This window comes from Bacillus shivajii (assembly GCF_020519665.1).
GTDB lineage: Bacteria > Bacillota > Bacilli > Bacillales > Salisediminibacteriaceae > Bacillus_CA > Bacillus_CA shivajii.
Window position 1 is genome coordinate 513,133 of record NZ_CP084703.1, and the last position, 16,367, is coordinate 529,499.

Consider the following 16,367-nt stretch of genomic DNA (forward strand, 5'->3'; position numbering starts at 1 on the left):
AATACTTCTCAATTTCATAAGTCCAGTGACGATAGCGGAGAGGTCACACCCGTTCCCATGCCGAACACGGAAGTTAAGCTCTCCAGCGCCGATGGTAGTTGGGGGCTCTCCCCCTGTGAGAGTAGGACGTTGCTGGGCAATCAAAGGCACCTTCAGTTGAGGGTGTCTTTTTATGTATGAAAAATAGAGTGAATTTATATCGAAAGATATAACAAGCATAATGAAGAGAAGTCGTAAGAGGTGCATGAGGAACAAGTAGATCAAGGAATCGACGGAGCGAGCCTCGGAATGTACGATGTCCATGAGAAGTGAGCGAGGGAGAATGACGCGGAGATGCGCCGTTCATCATGCGCCGAACAGTGCCGAAGGTAGTTGGGGGCGCCCCCCTGTGAGAGTAGGACGTTGCTGGGCAATCAAAGGCACCTCCAGTTGAGGGTGTCTTTTTTTGTGTGGAAAAAGAGTAATTTATATCGTAATTACGGACAAATCCAAAAAGTTACGGACAAATCCAAAAAGTTACAGACAAATCCAAAAAGTTACGGACAAATCCAAAAAGTTACGGACAAATCCAAAAAGTTACGGACAAATCCAAAAAGTTACGGACAAATCCAAAAAGTTACGGACAAATCCAAAAAGTTACGGACAAATCCAAAAAGTTACGGACAAACCCAAAAAGTCACGGACAAATCCAAAAGTCACGGACAAATCCACAAAGTCACGGACAAATCCAAAAGTCACGGACAAATCCACAAAGTCACGGACAAATCCAAAAAGTTACGGACAAATCCAAAAAGTTACGGACAAACCCAAAAAGTCACGGACAAATCCAAAAGTTACGGACAAATCCAAAAAGTTACGGACAAACCCAAAAAGTCACGGACAAACGGATTGAAAGGAAGTCCAAAGGGGATAAAAAAAACTAGGTTCAGTAATTACCGAACCTAGTTTTTTATGAAATGAAGGGGGAATCATTTCATAAAGAAGTTACTGTATTGCAGAGTGAGAAAAGGGATAAAGGTGTAGAGAGACTTTCTCTTACAGCTTTATTGTTCCCTTCGAGATAGAAAATATACATTTAAAAGATCCAAATTTTTTATAAAGTGTTGGGGATCCCTTCTTTTTTTGACTCGTGAAACGTATGCATTAGCGCAAATTGAAAGCCTGTTGCCACATATCCGTACATAATAATAAAGATCATATAAAAGATAGGGCTAGACATTTGATTGATAATGAGACCGCTTATTAGGTTAAATATAAGAATGGAAAAAATAACTCCAAATGTTTCAGGGATTCTAGTTTTGAAGTAAAATCTACTTTTCTTTAGAGCATCGATAGGTCGTAGTTCATCGGTTACGATTGTAAATTCCCAAAAGATAAACAAGATGCGTAACACGAATAGAAGGAACATGCCGAAGAATATCCCTGGAATCATAAATGGAACCATCATAATAAATAAGACAAACAAGAGGGCTAATTGAATGATTAATACGACGATAAAATCAAGCCAATGTTTTTTTCCGTACCTTAAGAAAATATGAAAATTAGCATCCTCGCCTCTGGCACCTTTGTGCAATAAACCTATGAACCCGCCTTCTATAAATGCAAGAAAGATGAACATGAAAATAATGAGAAGTGAGAAACTACCTAAACTATTAGCGCCATCTAAGCTAAAATTAACTGAATGGATGACATTAGGATTTTCTAATAGGTCAGAAATGGATGGAAGGCCAGGGTTAATTGAAAACTTAAAGGAAATGGTTGAGTGATAATGAAAGCCGTATACAATAAATGCAATCATGAATGAAAGAAAATCGATCATGATCGGATACAGGGCAATAGATGTATATTCAGTCAATGTTTTAAAACCTTTATAAATCATAAACATTCCCCTTTACAAAATTTGGTCATAGTTTCATTGTAACAGTGAACAAGGAATGGAAATAGAAGGTATGATCATTTTTACATTAATTAAGGTGAAAAAAGTTAGAAAAAGTGACTTTTCTTGTTACAGAGACTTACATTCAGTATGATAAGAAAAAGGTAGCTATGAAAGGAGAATAATTATGCGTTTCCAAACGAAAAATGTTCATTTTCAGGAAAAACTAGAGTCAAATGAAATAAGTAAAACGAAGCCGATTTATCAAACATCTGCATTTTCCTTTCAAGATTTAGATGATATGGAAAACTTTTTTCAAGGAAAAAAAGATTACTTGTATACTCGAATGGGAAATCCGAACACAGATGATTTAGGCAAAGGGGTTGCAGACCTTGAAGGGGCAGAAATGGGTGTGGCAACGTCTTCTGGGATTTCGGCGATTTTAGCTGGGGTATTAGCTATAGCTAAATCAGGAGACCACATTATTGCCACAGAGGATCTCTACGGTGGTACATATCAATTATTTGCTCATGAACTGGCCGATTTTAATATCGACGTGAGTTTTGTTAACTTTGAAAACATCGATGCAGTAGAAAAAGAAATACGAGACGAAACCGTTTTGCTATATACGGAATCGATTACAAATCCACTGCTTAGAGTCGAAGATTTGCAAAGGTTTACTGAATTAGCCAAAAAATACGGGTTAAAGACGATGGTAGATAATACGTTTGCAACGCCTTATTTAATTCGTCCACATGAATATGAAGTGGATCTTGTTGTTCACAGTGCAACAAAATATATTGGTGGACATAGTGATTTATCAGCTGGTGTGTTAACTGGAAACCGAGAGTTAATGGAAAAGGCAAAGTCAAAGGTCGTTCATTTAGGAAGTAACCTTGGCCCTTTTGATGGTTGGCTCGCTACGAGAGGACTAAAGACATTAAGTTTACGGATGGAAAAACAATGCAGGAACGCATCAGTTTTAGCAGAAGTATTACGTGACAAACCGCAAGTTAAACAAGTTTTTTACCCAAAACATGCTTCTGATAAAGGAAACGGTGCCATTGTAACGATTGATTTAGCAGATGGCAGCGATGTTTATGAATTTTTTAGACAGTTAGATTGGGTCAAGGTTGTTCCAACTCTAGCAGGTGTTGAAACGAGTGTGACATATCCAGTCGGCACATCCCACCGTCCGTTACCTGAAGAAACAAGAGAGCGGTTAGGTGTAACAGCATCAATGGTACGGATATCAGTTGGGATTGAAGATGAAGAAGATATTATTGATGTTTTTAATAAAGCACTTGCTTCTGCTGAATTCAAATAAGGTTCATTAAGACGGTATACGGATCCGATCCGTACCGTTTTCTTTATGAAAAAATGCAGTCTTATCATTCTTCAAACAAAGATGAAGTTGATAACAAGTTATGAAAAAAGAAGGCTCTTTTCGCATAGATTGCTTCTGTGCCACTACGCTTGCTCGTCGCAGACTAGGTGCCTCTTCCTCTTCAAGCACTTCTTCGAAAATGATGCGTCGAGGCAGCTCGAAGTATATTTGGCGAAGCGAATGCTTGTTGTGCCTTCCACTAACAGCTGATTCTTTGATGAGGATCCGTCGGCACAACTCATAGCTTAGTCAGTGTTGTGGCGTTCGTTGCTTCTGCGATTACTCGTTGCAGATAAAGAGTGTTATTTTTTATAAATTCGAAGAGTGGAAGGCGGCGACTCCAGCGGGAACAGCACGAGCTGAAAATCACCCAAAAGGAACATGGTGAGTTTTGGGAAGTTGAGACCGTGCCCGCGGAAAGCGTCTGCCTGTAACGAGTTCGAGAGATTAACTTTACTAAAATCAACAATCTTTTAGTAAATAGCCAAAAAGAAAAGGCAGTTCTGTTTTATGAATCTTTTATTTGATATAATGAAGAACGGTGAAAAGAGGTAAGAAGTCTCTTATATTTGGAAATGATGCAAATATAGCAATAATAGAAAGTAGGTGGTCTTATGAACAATGAATTGAATTGGATTAAATCTGTCAAACCGACCTCTCATCACCAACCGACTGTGAAAACAGGAATCGGCGATGATGCCGCTGTTGTTGAATCAGATGACAAGTTTGACTCGGTCCTAGCAGTGGACACAATGGTAGAAGGTGTCCATTTTACAAAGGAAACAATGCCGATCCAATCCATTGGTTATAAGGCGCTAGCTGTTAACATTAGTGACTTAGCTGCGATGGGCGCAATTCCGCAATATTATCTCGTATCGATTGCCATTCCGAAACAAGGGTGGAAAAAAGATGAACTTGATATTCTATATAAAGGGTTAAAAGAAATCGGTGATTCTTATGGGATGGACTTAATCGGTGGTGACACAGTGTCTACATCAAGTAATCTTGTACTCACTGTGACGGTAATCGGGAAGGTTGAGAAAAACGCGGCTCTTCTACGTTCAAGTGCTAAACCTGGTGACGTTTTGTTTACAACTGGTCAGTTAGGGTTATCTGCTTTCGGGTTAGAGAAACTATTAGAACACGGACATACGGCGATGGATAAGACAGACTGGAAGCCGTATATCGAGGCGCATCAACAACCTCAACCACAGGTAGAGGCTGGACGTATTTTAATAAATCATAATTGGCGTGTCGCACTAAATGATGTCAGTGACGGACTTGCTAGTGAAGCGAAAGAAATTGCAGATGCCAGTCATGTAAACATTTGTATAGAACGGGATGAGCTTGAGAAAGCGCCACTCATATCGAAAGCAACGGAAGATAAACAAGAGTCATGGATGTTGTACGGCGGTGAAGATTTTCAGCTCGTTGGAACGGTTAGTCGTCATGATTGGCCAAAAGTTGTTGAAGCATTTGAACGAAAGCAGCTGAAGGTGAAAAAAATAGGTTATGTTGAACGTGGACATGGACAAGTATTTCTTATCAAAGATGGCGTGAAAAGTGAGCTCAAGAATACGGGTTATGACCACTTGTAAATTTGGAGGCAGAACGAAAATGAATCAGTGGAGATATACATCTCATTCAGAACAAGAAACTTGGGAGTTGGCAAAACAAATCGCAGCCCTTCTCGAAAAGGGGACTGTCCTGACACTTGAAGGTGACTTAGGGGCTGGGAAGACGAGTTTCACGAAAGGACTTGCAAAAGGTCTTGGAATTAAACGTAATGTGAATAGCCCGACGTTTACCATTATGAAGGAATATGTCGGACGCCTTCCACTTTACCATATGGATGCATATCGGTTAGAAGATGAAATGGAAGACTTAGGGTTAGATGATTACTTCGAAGGAGAAGGAGTGACTGTTGTCGAGTGGCCAAGTATGATTGAAGAACAGTTGCCTGATGAAAGGTTAGAAATTGTCATTAAGCATGATGGCGAAACAGAGAGACGACTATCTTTTTATCCACATGGAGAAAGATATGAAAACATATGCAAGGAGATTTTGGAATCATGAATGTATTAGCGATTGATACATCAACGTATGTGATGGGTGTTGCAGTTTTAACAGAAGGTAAAGTTGCTGGAGAATTTGTTACACATATAAAGAAGAATCATTCACTGAGACTTATGCCAGCGATCCGAACGTTAATGGAAGAAATAGAGATGAGTCCGAAAGATTTGGATCGGATTGTTGTTAATGAAGGTCCGGGTTCTTACACCGGAGTGAGAATTGGCGTGACAACGGCGAAGACGATGGCATGGTCATTGAACATTCCTGTTGTGGGGGTATCAAGTATTGAGGTCATGGCACAAAACGGAAAGTACTTTCCTGGGGTGATCTCTCCATTTATCGATGCGAGACGTGGACAAGTTTTCACAGGGCTCTATCAATATGAAGGTGGCAGCATTGTTCAGAAAAAAGAAGATCAGATCATTCAACATAAAGAATGGTTAGAAGATATGAAACAATTAGACGAGGATATCATATTTATCAGCCCAGAAATGGAAAAGCAAGAAGAGGTCGTTCGATCGTTGCTAGGTGACCGTGCTCATATAGCGGAACCAGCAATCACTTATCCGCGACCGAGTGAACTAGCTTATATTGGTTCAAAAAAAGAAGTAGATCAATTTACACATTTATTTTCACCTAACTACTTACGTTTGGCAGAAGCAGAGGCGAAATGGTTAGCTGAAAATAAACAAAAGTAAACTAATTAGTAAGGCGGCTATACTATGGGGGAAGAGATTGTCATTCGTTTTATGAAAGAAGAAGATTTAGACGAAGTGTTAGAGGTGGAACATGACTGTTTCCCATCTCCTTGGAGTAGAAGTGCATTTCTGAATGAGTTAACAACAAACCAGTTTGCTTACTATTTAGTTGCATCATTAGAAGGGAAAGTAATCGGTTATTGTGGTGTTTGGGTCATTGTCGATGAAGCCCACATCACAAATGTTGCGATCCACTCATCTTGTCGTAGAAGAGGGATTGGAGAGCAATTGTTATTAGGTTCAATGAATATGGCGAAAACATTAGGAGCCAATAAGCTGACCCTTGAAGTTCGTGTTTCGAATGAGGCAGCGCAAAAGTTATATGAAAAACTTGGTTTTGTTGCAGGTGGCATACGGAAAAACTATTACACAGATAATCAAGAAGATGCACAAATAATGTGGGTGAATTTATCATGACAATGAATAATCAAACAATCATATTAGGAATAGAAACGAGCTGTGATGAAACGTCAGTGGCTGTCGTAAAAAATGGCCGAGAGATTTTAAGTAATGTCGTTTCTTCACAAATTGAAAGTCATAAACGATTTGGTGGGGTTGTGCCAGAAATCGCTTCACGCCATCATGTAGAGCAAATTACATTTATTGTAGAAGAAGCGATGAAAAAAGCAGAAGTAACATTTGACGATATTGATGGGATCGCAGTAACGGAAGGGCCTGGCTTAGTTGGTGCACTACTCGTTGGTGTAAATGCGGCTAAAGCGATTGCTTTTGCCCAAAACAAGCCACTGATCGGTGTTCACCATATTGCTGGACATATTTATGCGAATCATATCGTTAAAGAGCTTGAATTTCCTCTCCTTACGCTTGTCGTTTCTGGGGGGCATACTGAACTTATTTATATGGATGAACATGCTTCATTTCACGTAATTGGTGAAACGAGAGATGATGCAGTAGGTGAGGCATACGATAAAGTAGCAAGAACGTTAGGGTTACCGTATCCTGGAGGCCCCCATATTGACAGACTTGCTCATGAAGGAGAAGCAAGCATCGACTTTCCTCGTGCTTGGCTTGAGGAAGGTTCATATGATTTTAGTTTCAGTGGATTAAAATCATCTGTTATTAACAAGTTACACAATGCAAAACAACGTAATGAAGATTTACCTGTGGAAAACATTGCAGCTAGTTTTCAAGAAAGTGTTATTGATGTGTTAGTAACAAAGACGATGAAAGCAGCTGAAGAAAAGGGAGTTAAACATCTATTACTCGCCGGTGGTGTCGCTGCAAATAAAGGGTTACGTGAAAGGCTTACAGAAGCTTGTGAAGAAAAAGGGATACATGTAACGATTCCTCCGTTATCGTTATGTACAGATAATGCAGCAATGATTGCAGCAGCTGGAACGATTTTGTATGAACAAGGTGTCAGATCTGATGACCGTTTAAATGGTCAGCCAGGAAAACAACTATAATTGTTTAACTTACAAACCTGTTTTTTACCTTTTAAAGCAACGCCTTCTTGTCCACAATAGGATAAGAAGGTTTTTTTACTTACGATGCCATGAAAAGAAGTTTAATAATGAATTATTCGCTTTTGTCCACTCGCTTTCACCTCAAGGCATAAGTGCGACATCTGCTCTAGCTACGTTCCACTTGCTATCGCAGTGTCTTCTTTACCGTGGGCAATGCCTCAGCTAAACATGACTATCGTCATGTTGGATCAACGGGCTAAATTGCTTCTTCCTCTTCTAGCTATGCTACGTAGCTTGATGCGTCGGCGCAGCTCACCGTGGTTCGACGAAGCTTTGTTCGTTGCTATTCCCACAGGAGTCTCGTGGACCTCGCTCATTCAATCAAAACTTATTTTCATTCGCCATGGTTGATGTCGCACTTGTGTCTAGAGCTGAAAGCATCCACCGATAGCGAAGCACAAAACAACACTAGCTCTATAAAGACAAATACACTATAAATTTATGGATTTTAGAGGAAGAGGCATTAAACTTTATGTAATATAGCGAATCAATTTCATAATTATGTTTTTTGCGCAATGAAACGAATGATATTATAAATATTTCATTAAATGTACGTTTTATTTGAAAGTGAACGTAACAAAAGACGGCGACTCCCTGAGGATCAGTGCAGTCTGAAGATCCACTTAGGCGAAGAGTTGTCGAGCCTAAGTTAGCTGAAGACAAGCCCTCGGGAAAGCGTCCGTCTGAAGTGAAGTTCACACTCATCATTCGGAATATCGCTTCATATTTTGAGTTATGAAATTGATTCAATATAGCCTATACTAAAAAAAGGCGAATGTATGATCTTGTTAATAACATGTTATGCACAAACTGTGGATAATGGGGAAAAGTAAAAAATATGTTGAAATATGACTAATTAAGTTGTTAACAATTTAACTGTGGATAAGTGGTTGTTTTTGTGAATAAGTATTATTATCCTTGTGAAATATGGATAAATCATGTGGATAGGGTTGTGGAAGATGTGGATATGTCAGAAAATATACAAGGTTAGCTCAATTTATTGTGCAAGATATATTACTATTGCTGTTATATTAACGATGTTATTAACAGTTGTCGCTGAAAAAGCAGCTTGTAGTGAGACTGAAGCTCAATTAGACAATCATATAACAGTTATTTTTGTACCTAGTTTCTCATTTGAAGAATTAGATTGGCTTATTGAAAATACAGAAGAGAGCCAATTGTGGAAAAGTGGTGCCTATGCAGCTCTTAATGTTAAAGCTGATGGTACATACTCTTACTTAAATAATATGGTCTCTATCAGTACAGGAAAGCGTGCGTTAGGTGTGCAAGGCTGGAATGCCTTTGAACGAGAGGAAGAAGTGAATGGGACTCTTGCAGAAAACCTTGTTTTAAGTTGGACAGGTCAACAACCGAAAAGTAGTCTTGTTCATCCGTTTTTCCACTTGCTTGTGGATAAGAATAATAAAGCAAGTTTCTCACCAAAAGTTGGAACGTTTGGTGAGCGTTTAAATGAGCATGGTGTGTACACTTATGTGATCGGAAACGCTGATACAAGTGAGGAGAAAGTGAGGTACGGTACTTTAATTACGATTGATCAGAGCGGGAATGCAAATGGGATGATTCAACAAGAAAACGACACTGATCTTCAGATTCCGATAAGAACTTCTTTAAGTGTCGAAAAAACAATTGGGAAAGTTACTAACATTCAAAAAAGTTATCCACAAACTTTTACAGTTATCGAATGGGGAGACTTACATTTTTTAATGGAAGAACAACGGCTTATGACAAAAGAGTTTTTTAACGAGCAATATGAAAGGACTTTAAAAAACTTGGAACAGTTGTTACGGCAAGCTACAAAGCACGTGGAAGGAGAGGTGTGGTTTTTATCCCCGTATATCAATAACAATGCATACACAGGAAAAAATCAGCTCGCTCCTTTGTGGATTTGGGGAAGCGACTTAGGTAATGATACATTTATTTATTCACATACAACACGTAGAGATTCACTTATTAGTCATACAGATTTGACGGTAAGCTGGGCTTCATCGCTAAATGTGGATGATACGACGATTGATTCAGTAGGATCCCCTATTGAAAAAAGAACTTATCCACAAAAAACCACGAGTTATCAAAGTTTTAAAGACCGTTTAGGTGAAATCAATCACGTGTTTGCAGAACGAGCGAAAGTACTCTCAAGTTATGTTTCTGGTCTTGTTATATTGCTAATTACAGTGTCGTTGATGATCTGGCTGATGAATCAAACTGAACTTTGGAGGAAACGAGCAGAAATTTTATTATTAAGCGGCGTGTTCTCACCGCTGTGGTTTTTAATTAGCTCACCCATAGGTGTACGAATACCAGCATTTTTATATGTCGTTTTTATTATTTTCGCTAGTGTATTTAGCGCGATTGTACTAAAAAAACTGGCCAAACATCCTTTTAGCATCGCATGCTTTTTGTTTTTTTTCGCATTGTCGATTGATCTCATGACTGGCTACTTTCTGATCCAACGTTCATTTTTAGGGTATGATCCGGTAATTGGGGCAAGGTATTATGGGATTGGAAATGAGTTTGCAGGCATTTATATAGCAAGCGGCTTGTTTATGATGTATCCCCTATTACGGTGGCTAAAAGAAAAACAAAGGATGAATATTTATTTACGGTTGAGTTCAATGGTCTTTTTTATGCTGATTACCGTATTATTTGTGTTTCTTGCACATTCTTCTTTAGGTGCAAATGCAGGAGCGAGCATATCTGTCGGAGCTGTTCTTTTATTTTTCCTTTACCAGCGATATTTGAAAAAACGAAGTATGGAGGTTATTTTTGGAGCGGTCTTAGTAGGTGGAATAACTCTTTTTGCCATTTTATTTGCACTTCAACTAGGACCGTCTGAAACCCATATTTCTCGAGCATTCCAGCAGCTGTTTAGTGGTGATTTTAAAGGGATATTTCAAATCATTCAAAGGAAACTTGAGATGAATTGGAAGATCTTTCGAATCTCTTATTGGACACAGTTATTTATTACGAGTTACTTTTTGATTGGGATGATGATGTGGCGAAAAAGGAAAGGAAGCTTAGACGATCTACAAGCGTTACTCGTTCACCTTGGAATTGTAGCTTCAATTGCCTTGCTTTTCTTAAATGATTCAGGCATCGTCGCAGCAGCTACATCGATGTTTATCACACTCTGTGTTTGTTACGGTTGGTCGATTAAAACTGAGGTGGAGAAGTAACGAATACAAGCTTGAATATAATGTTAATCGTTTTAAATTACGGGAAAACAAAATTTTACGAAAAAATGTAAACAATAATAATAAAAGCCCTGATGAATATGGTTCATCAGGGCTTCAAGCATTTAATTCATAATCTTACTCATGTCATTTGTGAAAGCGACTGGGTCTTCGAGTGGCAAGCCTTCAATAAGTAGCGCTTGGTTGTATAGTAAATTTGTATAAAGGTTAAACTTCTCTTTATCGTTTTCAAAGGCTTGCTTTAGTGAATTGAAAATGTCATGACTATGGTTAATCTCTAACACTTTATCTGCTTTTACATGTTGGTTTTCTGGCATGTTTTGTAATACTTTTTCCATTTCAATTGTGACTTCACCTTCAGCCGTTAAGCAGACTGGGTGTGATTTTAGTCGCTTAGAAACGCGGACATCTTTTACTTTTTCTCCAAGAACAGACTTCATTTCTTCAAACAGTTCTTTATGTTCTGTTGTTTCTTCCTCATTTTTATCGTCGTCTGAATCAAGGCCTAAATCACCACTAGAGACGGATTTGAATTCTTTTTCTTGATAGCTCATTAACATTTTAATCGCGAACTCATCAACGTCTTCAGTGAAATAGAGAATTTCATAGCCATTATCTGCAACGAGCTCAGTTTGAGGAAGCTTTTCAATACGATCGTAAGAATCACCAGTTGCATAGTAAATGTACTTTTGCTCTTCTGGCATACGTGATACGTACTCTTCTAATGTAACAAGTTTCTTTTCAGTTGAAGAATAGAACATTAGTAGGTCTTGCAAATCACCTTTATTTTGACCGAAATCACTATAAACGCCATATTTTAACTGACGACCAAATGATTCATAAAACTTCTCGTATTTTTCACGTTCATTTTTAAGTAGTGATTTTAATTCGTTTTTAATTTTGTTCTTAATGTTTTTCGAAATTGCTTTTAGCTGGCGATCTTGTTGTAAGATTTCACGTGAAATATTTAAAGAAAGATCTTCTGAGTCAACCATTCCTTTCACGAAGCCGAAATAGTCAGGTAAAAGATCTGAACACTTGTCCATAATTAACACGCCGCTAGAATATAGCTCTAACCCTTTTTCGAACTCTTTTGAGTAATAATCAAACGGAATCGTTTCCGGAATGAATAAGATCGCATTGTAGCGGATCGTCCCATCAACATTAATATGAATGTGCTTTAGCGGTTTATCGAAACCGTAGCGCTTTTCTTGATAGAAGTTTTCGTAATCTTCGTCTGTTAACTCGCTTTTATTTTTACGCCAAATTGGAACCATACTATTTACCGTTTGTTCTTCGATCGTTTCTACTGTTTCTTCAGAATCGTCTTCTTTCGGCTCGTGAACAGTGACATCCATTTTAATTGGATAACGGATGAAGTCAGAGTACTTTTTAATAATGTTTTTTAGACGGGACTCTTCTAAAAATTCGTCGTAGTTTTCTTCTTCTTCGTTTTCTTTTAAGTAGATGGTAATTGTCGTTCCAATTTCAGCTTTTTCACAAGGCTCGATCGTATAGCCTTCAACACCGTCTGACTCCCAGCGATATGCTTCGTCACTGCCATATGCTTTTGTTACAACAGTTACCTTTTCTGCGACCATGAAAGAAGAGTAGAAGCCAACACCAAATTGACCGATAATATCGTGATCGTCTTTCATTTCATTTTCGTTTTTAAATGCAAGAGAGCCACTTTTTGCAATCGTTCCTAAGTTTTCCTCAAGCTCGTCCTTTGTCATCCCAATTCCAGTATCGGTAATCGTTAATGTGCGATCATCTTTGTTTGATGTTACTTTAATATAAAAGTTATCTTGGTCAAAATTGATGGCGTCATCTGTTAGCGCTTTGTAGTACATTTTATCAATTGCGTCACTCGCATTAGAGATAATCTCACGCAGAAAAATTTCCTTTTGTGAGTAAATGGAGTTAACCATCATTTCTAAGAGACGTTTAGATTCTGCTTTAAATTCCATTTTCGGCATCTTCATTACCCCTTTATATGTAAATTATTTGAGACTGAATCGTTTTTAGCACTCTAGACCACTGAGTGCTAATTCAATTGTTATTTTACTGATTTCCTGTTTATTGTCAATATCCTTGAAAAAATTTGTAGTTAAACAGGCGGGCTCGCTAGTGAATGAGGACAATCGCAAGTAAACGGAGAAAGTCGCAATTAAATCAGGAAAATGTAGAACAAATCACGCAGAGTGACGAACAAAAAAGAGCCAGGGCATACCTGGCTCAACACGTAATTATTCTTCTTCGAGTTGTAGTTCTTCCCATTCTTCCATATGTGCTTCGACTTTTTGCTTTGTCTTTTCAATGTTTTCGTTTAACTGTAATGATTTTTCGTGGTCTTGATAAACGTCAGGGTTGCATAATTCTTCTTCCCATTCGGCAATGTTCATTTCAGCTTCTTCAATCATTTTTTCGAGATCTTCAATTTTACGCTGTCGTTGGCGGGCTTTTTTCTTCAGCTCTTTTTCTCGTTCGTAATCTTGCTTCGATTGTTTTTCACTATCTTCGTTAGGTGAACTTTGACTGTTTTGAAGTTGTTTACTAGCTTCAAGCTCTGCCCATTCGGCTTGTTCGAGCTTTTTATTTATATAGTAATCATAGTCCCCTAAATAGTTTGTAATCCTATCACTAGAGAGTTCGACGACCCGTGTTGCCATACGATTAACAAAATAACGGTCATGTGAAACGAAAAGGAGCGTTCCTGGATAATCAATTAAGGCATTTTCTAACACTTCTTTACTGTCTAGATCTAAATGGTTTGTCGGCTCGTCCAAAATGAGCATGTTTGCATTTTGCATCATTAACTTGGCAAGTGCTAGACGAGATTTTTCTCCACCACTTAAGTCTGAAACAATTTTAAGAACATCATCGCCACTAAATAAGAAATTTCCGAGAACTGTGCGGATCTCCTTTTCAGGCGTTTGCGGGTATTCATCCCATAGCTCTTGTAGGACCGTTTTATTAGAGGTAAGTTCTGTCTGTTCTTGATCGTAGTAACCGATCTTTACGTTACTGCCGTATTGAATTTGCCCGGTGATCGGTTTTATTTTGTCGGCGATCGCTTTAATGAGTGTTGATTTTCCGATTCCATTAGGTCCAATTAATGCAACACTTTCACCACGTTCAAGTTTTAATTCAATGTTTGTTGCTAATGGTTCGCCATCATAACCGATTGTTACGTTTTGCAGTGTTAACACATCATTTCCACTTTGTCGGTCTATATCAAATTGGAAATTTGCAGATTTATCATCATCTTTTGGTCTTGTCATCAGCTCCATTCGTTCAAGCTGTTTACGACGGCTTTTGGCACGATTACTTGTTGAAGCACGAGCAATGTTTCTCTGGACGAAGTCTTCCAACTTTTTCACTTCACCTTGTTGTTTTTCATACATTTTCATTTCAAGCTCGAGGCGTTTTGCTTTTTCCTCTAAGTACGCACTGTAGTTTCCGGTGAACTTCACTGTTGAATGAAAGGTTAGCTCGTATACATAATCTACGATTCGATCGAGAAAGTATCGGTCGTGCGAGACAACGAGTATTGCTCCGGGATAGCCAGCTAAATAGTTTTCTAACCAAGTGAGTGTATCTATGTCTAGGTGGTTTGTCGGTTCGTCTAAAATTAAAAGGTCTGGCTTCGTTAATAACAATTTGCCTAAAGAGAGTCTTGTTTTTTGACCACCACTTAAACTGGATATCGGTGTATCGTAATCAAAATCAGAGAAGTTTAACCCAGATAAAATACTGCGAATGTCGGCTTCATATTGGTAACCGCCTTGATCTTTAAAGTCTTGTTGTAATTGATCATATTCTTGCAATACTTTTTCATAGTTTGGTGCACTTGGGTTGCTCATTTTTTCTTCTAATTCTCGTAAATGTTTCTCCATTTGTTTTAAATGGGTGAAAACAGACATCATTTCATCCCAAATTGAGCGGTTCGTATTTAAGCCACTATGTTGGGCTAAATAACCGATTTCAACGTTTTTAGGGATAATAATATCTCCAGAGTCATGAGATAGTTCTCCTGATATAATTTTTAACAATGTTGACTTGCCTGCGCCATTTCGACCGACAAGAGCAATTCGTTCACGACTTTGGACTTCAAGTTTTACATTGGATAATATTGTTTCAGCCCCAAAGGACTTTGTTATTTGTACACATTGTAATAAAATCATATTATTTCATCCTCACCACATCATTGGGTCATTACAAAATAAGTGTACATGACTGTTACGCAAAGTGGCAACATTTGTAGTAAAGTGGAACATGAATTCTTGCTAATCTAGAGAAGGATTGTGCAGTTTGTCCAACTATGGTGTACAATAGACGAAGAGACAAAAGGAGGGGCACCGATGGGTTCGTTTACACATTTTAATGACCAAGGTCGAGCAAAAATGGTCGATATTTCTGACAAACAAGAAACGGTTCGCACAGCTGTGGCGAAAAGCAGTGTCCAAGTGACAAAAGATATTTACGAGGGCATTACTGCAGGAACGATGAAAAAAGGTGACGTTCTTTCCGTTGCACAAGTAGCAGGAGTAATGGCGGCCAAAAATACATCGCAATGGATTCCAATGTGTCATCCATTATCACTCTCAGGTGTGGATATTCATTTTGACTGGGAAGTAAGTGAAGAAACATACATTCTTCTTATTGAAGTTGGTGTGAAGACGAAAGGGAGCACAGGAGTAGAGATGGAGGCGTTAACAGCTGCATCAGCAACAGCACTTACAGTTTATGATATGTGTAAAGCTATAGATAAAGGAATGGTCATTGGCGAGACTTTCTTGCAGGAGAAAACCGGCGGAAAGAGCGGCGACTACAAGAGATAAAAGAGCGATTGAACCAATTCATGATGGTGGGAGGCGAAAAAAATGGATATCGATCAAACAAAAATACCGCAAGCAACTGCAAAAAGGCTGCCGTTATATTATCGTTTTTTAGAAAGCTTGCAAGCATCAGGGAAAAATCGTGTATCTTCAACAGAGTTAAGTGAAGCAGTAAAAGTCGATTCAGCGACGATTCGAAGGGATTTCTCCTATTTCGGCGCGCTAGGAAAGAAAGGGTATGGTTACAACGTCAATTATTTATTAACCTTTTTTAGAAAAACATTAGATCAAGATGAAATAAGAAAGGTTATTTTAGTAGGTGTCGGTAACTTAGGGACTGCCTTATTAAATTACAACTTTACGAAAAGTAACAATATGAGAATTGAGATGGCATTTGATGTTGATGAAAGCAAGGTCGGTCAAAAAATTGGAAGCGTTCCCATTTATCATTTAGATGAAGTAAAAGAACGCATAGCTGGTGAAGCAGAAGTGGCAATGTTAACTGTCCCTTCAGCAGCAGCGCAAGGGATTGCTGATCAGTTAGTAGATGCTGGAATTAAAGGGATCTTAAACTTTACACCAGCAAGGTTATCTGTACCAGACAACGTCCGAGTTCATCATATTGATTTATCTGTAGAACTTCAATCCCTTATCTACTTCTTGAAACATTATCCAATGTAATGAAACGGTTGATACCCTTTCATTGTTGGAAAACGGAACAAAAACGATATAT

Annotated in this window: 12 protein-coding genes and 1 rRNA gene; 10 read left to right on the top strand and 3 right to left on the bottom strand. The window is 38.4% G+C overall.

Translation table 11 applies throughout. From position 1 onward, the window contains the following. Positions 1-21 precede the first annotated feature (21 nt). Positions 22-138: ribosomal RNA gene (gene rrf / locus LGQ02_RS02600) — 5S ribosomal RNA — on the top strand. Positions 139-1,093: 955 nt separating this feature from the next. Here rrf and LGQ02_RS02605 read toward each other — a convergent pair. After that, complete coding sequence (locus LGQ02_RS02605) at positions 1,094-1,879, bottom strand: hypothetical protein (protein WP_226516686.1); 786 nt, start codon at positions 1,877-1,879, stop codon at positions 1,094-1,096. Between the two features lie 184 nt (positions 1,880-2,063). Here LGQ02_RS02605 and LGQ02_RS02610 point away from each other — a divergent pair, with 184 nt between their 5' ends. The 7 genes from LGQ02_RS02610 to LGQ02_RS02640 all read left to right on the top strand — a co-directional run bounded on the left by LGQ02_RS02610 (position 2,064) and on the right by LGQ02_RS02640 (position 10,775). Next, the gene (locus LGQ02_RS02610; RefSeq protein ID WP_226516687.1) at positions 2,064-3,203 is read left to right on the top strand and encodes a trans-sulfuration enzyme family protein; all 1,140 of its coding nucleotides are present in this window, start codon (positions 2,064-2,066) and stop codon (positions 3,201-3,203) included. Positions 3,204-3,877: 674 nt separating this feature from the next. Beyond that, on the top strand, positions 3,878-4,861 hold the full coding sequence (thiL, locus tag LGQ02_RS02615; protein ID WP_226516688.1) for a thiamine-phosphate kinase: 984 nt from the start codon (positions 3,878-3,880) through the stop codon (positions 4,859-4,861). Between the two features lie 19 nt (positions 4,862-4,880). Then, positions 4,881-5,339 carry a tRNA (adenosine(37)-N6)-threonylcarbamoyltransferase complex ATPase subunit type 1 TsaE gene (gene tsaE, locus LGQ02_RS02620; RefSeq protein ID WP_226516689.1) on the top strand — a complete coding sequence of 153 codons (459 nt, stop codon included), beginning with the start codon at positions 4,881-4,883 and terminating at the stop codon, positions 5,337-5,339. Then, positions 5,336-6,034, top strand: a complete 699-nt coding sequence (gene tsaB, locus LGQ02_RS02625; RefSeq protein ID WP_226516690.1) for a tRNA (adenosine(37)-N6)-threonylcarbamoyltransferase complex dimerization subunit type 1 TsaB — start codon at positions 5,336-5,338, stop codon at positions 6,032-6,034. The genes tsaE and tsaB overlap by 4 nt, the downstream gene beginning before the upstream one ends. 24 nt (positions 6,035-6,058) lie before the next feature. Continuing rightward, on the top strand, positions 6,059-6,511 hold the full coding sequence (gene rimI / locus LGQ02_RS02630; RefSeq protein ID WP_226516691.1) for a ribosomal protein S18-alanine N-acetyltransferase: 453 nt from the start codon (positions 6,059-6,061) through the stop codon (positions 6,509-6,511). A gap of 2 nt (positions 6,512-6,513) precedes the next feature. Next, positions 6,514-7,521, top strand: coding sequence for a tRNA (adenosine(37)-N6)-threonylcarbamoyltransferase complex transferase subunit TsaD (gene tsaD / locus LGQ02_RS02635; RefSeq protein WP_226518194.1), 1,008 nt, complete (start codon positions 6,514-6,516; stop codon positions 7,519-7,521). 1,019 nt (positions 7,522-8,540) lie between these two features. Next, positions 8,541-10,775, top strand: coding sequence for a hypothetical protein (locus tag LGQ02_RS02640; protein WP_226516692.1), 2,235 nt, complete (start codon positions 8,541-8,543; stop codon positions 10,773-10,775). Positions 10,776-10,897: 122 nt separating this feature from the next. On the opposite strand, the gene htpG is transcribed toward LGQ02_RS02640, so the two are convergent. After that, positions 10,898-12,772: a molecular chaperone HtpG gene (htpG, locus tag LGQ02_RS02645; protein WP_226516693.1), complete on the bottom strand. Its 1,875-nt coding sequence runs from the start codon at positions 12,770-12,772 to the stop codon at positions 10,898-10,900. A 270-nt stretch (positions 12,773-13,042) separates the two neighbouring features. Beyond that, the gene (locus LGQ02_RS02650; protein ID WP_226516694.1) at positions 13,043-14,980 is read right to left on the bottom strand and encodes an ABC transporter ATP-binding protein; all 1,938 of its coding nucleotides are present in this window, start codon (positions 14,978-14,980) and stop codon (positions 13,043-13,045) included. Positions 14,981-15,157: 177 nt separating this feature from the next. On the opposite strand from LGQ02_RS02650, the gene moaC reads away from it, so the two are divergent. Both moaC and LGQ02_RS02660 read left to right on the top strand, forming a co-directional pair. Then, positions 15,158-15,637 (top strand): cyclic pyranopterin monophosphate synthase MoaC, encoded by a 480-nt coding sequence (gene moaC / locus LGQ02_RS02655; RefSeq protein ID WP_226516695.1) that lies wholly within the window; start codon positions 15,158-15,160, stop codon positions 15,635-15,637. Positions 15,638-15,679: 42 nt separating this feature from the next. After that, positions 15,680-16,315 carry a redox-sensing transcriptional repressor Rex gene (locus tag LGQ02_RS02660; protein WP_226516696.1) on the top strand — a complete coding sequence of 212 codons (636 nt, stop codon included), beginning with the start codon at positions 15,680-15,682 and terminating at the stop codon, positions 16,313-16,315. Positions 16,316-16,367 lie beyond the last annotated feature (52 nt).

What these genes read in the sequence shown, in the direction of transcription:
- LGQ02_RS02605 (WP_226516686.1), bottom strand. Translation starts at nt 1,879, where the DNA reads ATGATTTATAAAGGTTTTAAAACATTGACTGAATATACATCTATTGCC.
- LGQ02_RS02610 (WP_226516687.1), top strand. Translation starts at nt 2,064, where the DNA reads ATGCGTTTCCAAACGAAAAATGTTCATTTTCAGGAAAAACTAGAGTCA.
- thiL (WP_226516688.1), top strand. Translation starts at nt 3,878, where the DNA reads ATGAACAATGAATTGAATTGGATTAAATCTGTCAAACCGACCTCTCAT.
- tsaE (WP_226516689.1), top strand. Translation starts at nt 4,881, where the DNA reads ATGAATCAGTGGAGATATACATCTCATTCAGAACAAGAAACTTGGGAG.
- tsaB (WP_226516690.1), top strand. Translation starts at nt 5,336, where the DNA reads ATGAATGTATTAGCGATTGATACATCAACGTATGTGATGGGTGTTGCA.
- rimI (WP_226516691.1), top strand. Translation starts at nt 6,059, where the DNA reads ATGGGGGAAGAGATTGTCATTCGTTTTATGAAAGAAGAAGATTTAGAC.
- tsaD (WP_226518194.1), top strand. Translation starts at nt 6,514, where the DNA reads ATGAATAATCAAACAATCATATTAGGAATAGAAACGAGCTGTGATGAA.
- LGQ02_RS02640 (WP_226516692.1), top strand. Translation starts at nt 8,541, where the DNA reads ATGTGGATATGTCAGAAAATATACAAGGTTAGCTCAATTTATTGTGCA.
- htpG (WP_226516693.1), bottom strand. Translation starts at nt 12,772, where the DNA reads ATGCCGAAAATGGAATTTAAAGCAGAATCTAAACGTCTCTTAGAAATG.
- LGQ02_RS02650 (WP_226516694.1), bottom strand. Translation starts at nt 14,980, where the DNA reads ATGATTTTATTACAATGTGTACAAATAACAAAGTCCTTTGGGGCTGAA.
- moaC (WP_226516695.1), top strand. Translation starts at nt 15,158, where the DNA reads ATGGGTTCGTTTACACATTTTAATGACCAAGGTCGAGCAAAAATGGTC.
- LGQ02_RS02660 (WP_226516696.1), top strand. Translation starts at nt 15,680, where the DNA reads ATGGATATCGATCAAACAAAAATACCGCAAGCAACTGCAAAAAGGCTG.